The 4,958-nt window shown below is 69.7% G+C and carries 5 protein-coding genes; 1 reads left to right on the forward strand and 4 read right to left on the reverse strand.

The window, feature by feature from the left end:
• The 3 genes from ABNT58_RS11265 to ABNT58_RS11275 all read right to left on the reverse strand — a co-directional run.
• Nucleotides 1–1,937 (reverse strand): phospholipase C, phosphocholine-specific (locus ABNT58_RS11265; RefSeq protein ID WP_348753570.1); only part of this gene is annotated, 1,937 nt, incomplete at its 3' end.
• A 20-nt stretch (nt 1,938–1,957) separates the two neighbouring features.
• Nucleotides 1,958–2,524 carry a PEP-CTERM sorting domain-containing protein gene (locus ABNT58_RS11270; protein ID WP_348753571.1) on the reverse strand — a complete coding sequence of 189 codons (567 nt, stop codon included), beginning with the start codon at nt 2,522–2,524 and terminating at the stop codon, nt 1,958–1,960.
• A gap of 37 nt (nt 2,525–2,561) precedes the next feature.
• Nucleotides 2,562–3,251: a PEP-CTERM sorting domain-containing protein gene (locus ABNT58_RS11275; RefSeq protein WP_348753572.1), complete on the reverse strand. Its 690-nt coding sequence runs from the start codon at nt 3,249–3,251 to the stop codon at nt 2,562–2,564.
• Nucleotides 3,252–3,449: 198 nt separating this feature from the next.
• Between ABNT58_RS11275 and hisN the strand changes: the two genes are divergently transcribed.
• Nucleotides 3,450–4,220, forward strand: coding sequence for a histidinol-phosphatase (gene hisN / locus ABNT58_RS11280; protein ID WP_348753573.1), 771 nt, complete (start codon nt 3,450–3,452; stop codon nt 4,218–4,220).
• A gap of 31 nt (nt 4,221–4,251) precedes the next feature.
• Here hisN and ABNT58_RS11285 read toward each other — a convergent pair.
• Nucleotides 4,252–4,958: ERAP1-like C-terminal domain-containing protein (locus ABNT58_RS11285; RefSeq protein ID WP_348753574.1), on the reverse strand; the 707-nt coding region annotated here is incomplete at its 5' end.

Here is a 4,958-nt window from a genome sequence, read left to right on the forward strand (position 1 = left end):
CCGCTGCCGCTGTTGACCAGGCGCACCACCAGGTCGCCGGTGGTCTTGTCGTAGCTCACTTCCACGTCGGGGTTGGGCTGCGCGGCCGACACCGCCCGGCGGGCATTGCCGGTGAAGTGGCGGTGGAAGCCGTTGGGGCCCAGCACCCACAGGTCGTAGGCGCCGGCGGCTTCGGCCGTCCAGGTGCCCACCAGCTGCTTGCCCGCTTCCACGGTGTAGCGGCGCGGAATGGCCGCCAGGTTCTTGCGGTCGTACACATGGAACACCGCGGCCTGCGCACCGGTGTTGCGGAAGGTCACTTCCACCTGCGCGGCCGCCAGCTGGCGGTTGGCCACCACGCGGGCGGTGGCATGCAGCTCATAGGGCAGTGCGCGCGAGGGGCGCACGCCCACCGCCTGCGAAGGCAGGGCCAAGCTGCTAGGCGTGGGCGGCGTGGTCCGCTTCGACAGCGCGCGGGCCTGATCGGCCAGCGCCAGCGTGGCCGGCAGCTGCGCGAAGAAGGTGTTGTCGTTCGGGTTGCGGAAGTTGAAGGCGCTGGTCAGGTCGCCGCACACCGCCCGGCGCCACGGGCTGATGTTGGTCTCGGCCACGCCGAAGCGCGCCTCGACGAAGCGCAGCACCGAGGTGTGGTCGAACACCTGCGAGTTCACCCAGCCGCCCTTGCTCCAGGGCGACACCACGTACATGGGCACGCGCGGGCCCAGGCCGTAGGTGCGGTGCAGGTAGGTGGGCGATGAGCCGTTGAGGATCTCGTTGTACTCGGCGCGTGCATCGGCGGTGCTGCCGCCGGCGTACTGGCCCGCGGCCACCCAGGCCGGCGGCGCCGGCGGCGGCACGTGGTCGAAGAAGCCGTCGTTCTCGTCGAAGTTGATGAAGAGCACCGTCTTGCTCCACACCTCGGGGTTGGCGGTCAGCGCTTCCAGCACCTTGGCGGTGTAGTCGGCGCCCTGCGCCGGGCTGGAGGGGCCGGGGTGCTCCGAGCCTTCGGCGGTGGCCACGATCCACGACACCTGCGGCAGCTTGTTGGCCAGCACGTCTTCGCGCAGCTTGTCCAGGTCGCGGGTGGAGATGCCGCGGTCCTTCAGCGCCTGCGAGTAGCCGGGCCGGTTGTACCAACCATCGCGGTAGGCCTTGAAGCCCGCCAGCGAGTTGTCGGTGAAGTTGTCGTCCATGTTCTGGTAGACCTGCCAGCTGATGTTGGCGGCCTGCAGACGCTCGGGGTAGGTGGTCCAGGTGTAGTCGGTGGCCGGGTTCTCGTTGAACCAGTCGTGGCTGTTGTCGGTGGAAGGGCCGTTGCCCTGGCCCAGGCCGTCGTTGGTGCCGGTCCACAGGAACAGGCGGTTGGTGTTGGTGCCGGTCTGCGACGAGGCGTGATACGCATCGCACAGCGTGAAGGCATTGGCCAGCGCAAACTGGAAGGGCATGTCCTGCTGGGTGTAGTAGCCCAGCGAGTGGTTGTTCTTGGCCACCGTCCAGCGGTTCATGCGGCCCTGGTCCCAGGCGGCCTGGGCATCGGTCCAGCTGTGCGGCGTGCCCTCGACACGCATGTGCGCGAAGGTCTGCTTGGTGTTCAGCGCAAAGGGCGCGATGGCCGGCGGGCCACCCACCGGCGGGCGGCCGGGCAGTTGCTGTGATTGCGGGTTGGGCTGCACGAACACCGTGCGGCCCACAATGCCGTTGGCATCGGCCACCGGAATCGGAAAGCGGTCACCGAAGCCGCGCACGCCGTTGAGCGTGCCGAAGTAGTGGTCGAACGAGCGGTTCTCCTGCATCAGGATCACGATGTGCTCGACGTCGCGCAGCGTGCCGGTGCGGTTGTTGGCCTCGATGGCCAGCGCGCGCTGGATGGCCGGCGGAAAGGTGCTGAGCACGGCGGTGGCGCCGGTGGCCGAGGCCACGCTGCGCAAAAAGCCGCGGCGGTCTTGGGAAGAGGTCATGGCGATGGCTCCTGCAGGGGTCAGGCCTGGCGGCGGCGGGCGAAGAAGCCGACGGCGCCCAGGCCGACCAGCATCAGTGCGTAGGTGCCGGGTTCGGGCACGGCGGCGGTGAAGGTGAAGTCGTCCATGCCAAAGCCGCTGTGTGCGGCGCTGTGCACGCGCACTTCGTCCACCAGGCCGGCGTAGCCGCTGGCCAGGAAGGCGGGCGTGCTGCCGGGCTTGAGCAGCCCCGAGCTGCCCACCTGTTGGCCCTGGTAGAAGAGGGCAAAGCTCACCGCCGCGTCTTCATAGCCCGAGAACCAGGCGCCCTGGAAGGTGGCGGCCTGATTGAAGCGGATGCTGCTGGTGTCGTTGGTGGCCGACCAGTCGGTGGCCACCAGGCGGTCGCCCGAATGGGCCGGGAACAGCATCGGGTCGCTGAACGACAGGAAGGACTGCGACCAGTCCAGGCCGCCGTACTGCGCCGGCACCATGCCGTCGGTCAGGTCGTCGAAGTTCAGCACCGTGGCGGCATGGCCGGCCAGCGGGGCGATCAGGGTGAAGGCGAGGGCGAGGGCGCTGCCCCAGTGCTTGGCTTGTCTAGACATGTTCAACTCCTGTGTGTCTGTATATGTGAAGGGGAAATCAGCGCGAGGCCCGGCGCGCACGGCGTGCGGCCACGCCCACGGCGGCCAGGCCGGCCAGCATCAGCGCGTAGGTTTCAGGTTCCGGCACGGCCGAGATGCTGAAGGCCAGGTTGTCGGCATAGCCGTCGTTGTCACCGCTGACCAGCCGCTGCATCGTCAGGTTGAAGGTGACCGAGGTGGTGCCGGTGGGCACCCAGCCGCTGGCCTGCTGCAGGAACAGGCCCGTGGTGTTGTTGCGGTCGGCCGGCGTCACCGGGCCCAGCGCAGCTTCACCGATCATCTGGTTGGCGGCGTTCTGGAACGTCACCCACAGCATCGGGTTGTCGCCCTGGTTGGTCCAGCCGCCCAGGTAGCCCGAGACCTGAAAGCTCACCTGGCCGGCGTTGATGGCGGCGGCATTGGCGCTCAGGTCCACCGTCTGCCAGCCACCGGCGTAGGGCACGCCGCTGCCGCCGACGAACAGCTGGGTGCCGCGGTCGGCGGGCCCGGGCTGGCTGGGCATCACCCAGTTGGGGCCGTAGTTCACCGCGCTGAACATCGGCGTGTTGGCATAGGTCTGCCAGCCGGCCGTGCCTTGCTCGGCGTCGCCGTTGAAGATCAGGTTGGTGTCGTAGGCAGCGGCCTGGGCCGTGCAAGCGGAAACAGCCAGCCATGCGGCGGCCGCGACCTGGGCGGTCGTGTACTTCATGTGGTTACCCTCTTGGCGTTGATGCGCGGGTCGAGGCAGGGTCGGCGCCGCACGCCAGCGGTACTGCATCCGCCCTGCTTTGTGGTGTTCTGGGGTTGCCCGCCTTGCCGAGGTTAGCCATCCAATATGACCGGCAAAAGACCGGCGCCGCCCGACAATGGCGGCCGCCGTCACGCTTGTTCACACATCAGGAGCCCCATGTCCACGCCCCATCTGCTATCGATCGCCGGCCGCCTGGCCGACGTGGCTGCGGCGCATTCATTGCCGCTGTTCCGCACCCCGCTGGCGGTGGACCTGAAGGCCGATGCCAGCCCGGTGACGCTGGCCGACCGCGAGGCGGAAGCGGCCATGCGCACGATGCTGCGCGCCGAGCTGCCCGATCACGGCATCCTGGGCGAAGAACACGGCCGCGAGCGGCTGGACGCGCCCCATGTGTGGGTGCTCGACCCCATCGACGGCACCAAGAGCTTCATCACCGGTTCGCCCTTGTGGGGCACGCTGATCGCGCTGATGCACCAAGGCCGTGTGCAGCTGGGCCTGGTGGACATGCCGGTGCTCAAGGAGCGCTGGGTGGGCGTGGTGGGTGAGGGCGCCTGGTGCAACGGCCAGCCGGTGCGGGTGAGCGGCTGCACCGCGCTCGATCAGGCGCGCATCTTCACCACCTCACCCGACGTGTTCAGCGCTGAAGAATGGCCGCGCTTCGATGCGCTGAGCCGGCGTTGCGCGCTGCGCCGCTTCGGCGGCGACTGCTACAGCTATGCGCAGCTGGCCGGCGGCACGGTGGATCTGGTGGTGGAAGCCAGCCTGCAGCCCTACGACTACCTGGCCGTGGCCGGCCTGGTGCAAGCCGCGGGCGGCGTGATGACCGACTGGCAGGGCCAGCCGTTGACCATGGACTCTGATGGCCGCGTGGTGGCGGCGGCCACGCCGGCGCTGCACCAGGCGGCGCTGGCGATGCTGGGCGGCTGAGCCAGCTCAGACCGCCAGGTCGCGGCCAGCGTCAATGCTGCGGCTGCCAGCCGGCCAGCAGCTTGTCCAGCGCCGCCGCATCACGCTCGCGCATGCGGGCATGCAGGCGGATCTGTTCGGCCTGGCGGCCGGCCGTCAGCGCGCCGCCCTTGCCCACCAGGCGGGCCTGGTCGTCGACCAGGGCCTGGGCCTGTGCCGGCTGCACGAAGCGCGAGGCCGAGCCCGGCAGCAGGTATTGCCGGCCCTGGATGCCGGTGAGCGTCTCGTACTCGGGCCAGTGGTCCAGCACATGGCGGTAGGCCACTTCGCCCAGCGGCCCCAGCTCACCGGCCATCGACGGGATGGCCGACGCCACGTTGGGCGCGGTGATGCCCGACAGCGCTGCGCTGAGCAGCCGGCGCAGCTGCGCTTCGTCGGTGCCCGAGGCCAGGGCCCGCGCATACGTCCAGCGGTCTTCGTCGCTGGTGGCCTGCTGCAGCCGCTGCAGCAGCTGAGCAAAGCGCTCGCCATCGGCCTGCGCGCCCACGGCACCGATCACACCGCTGCGGATGGCCGCGGGCAGCGGCTGGTTGCCGGCCACGTCGGCATCGAAGCGCTGGCGCGCTTCGGCCAGCACCTGCGCATCGCCGAACATGGCCAGCTGGCGGATCAGCTGGTTGCGCAGCGCCCGCGGCTCGGAGCCTTCACCCTCGGCGGGCGTCCAGCCCAGGCGTGCCAGCTCGGGCGCCAGCAGCGCAC

This window comes from uncultured Aquincola sp. (genome assembly GCF_964001545.1).
Lineage (GTDB): Bacteria > Pseudomonadota > Gammaproteobacteria > Burkholderiales > Burkholderiaceae_C > Aquincola.

Bases quoted from the DNA above. Each gene is read 5' to 3' on its own strand.
- ABNT58_RS11270 (WP_348753571.1), bottom strand. From the start codon at position 2,524: ATGTCTAGACAAGCCAAGCACTGGGGCAGCGCCCTCGCCCTCGCCTTC.
- ABNT58_RS11275 (WP_348753572.1), bottom strand. From the start codon at position 3,251: ATGAAGTACACGACCGCCCAGGTCGCGGCCGCCGCATGGCTGGCTGTT.
- hisN (WP_348753573.1), top strand. From the start codon at position 3,450: ATGTCCACGCCCCATCTGCTATCGATCGCCGGCCGCCTGGCCGACGTG.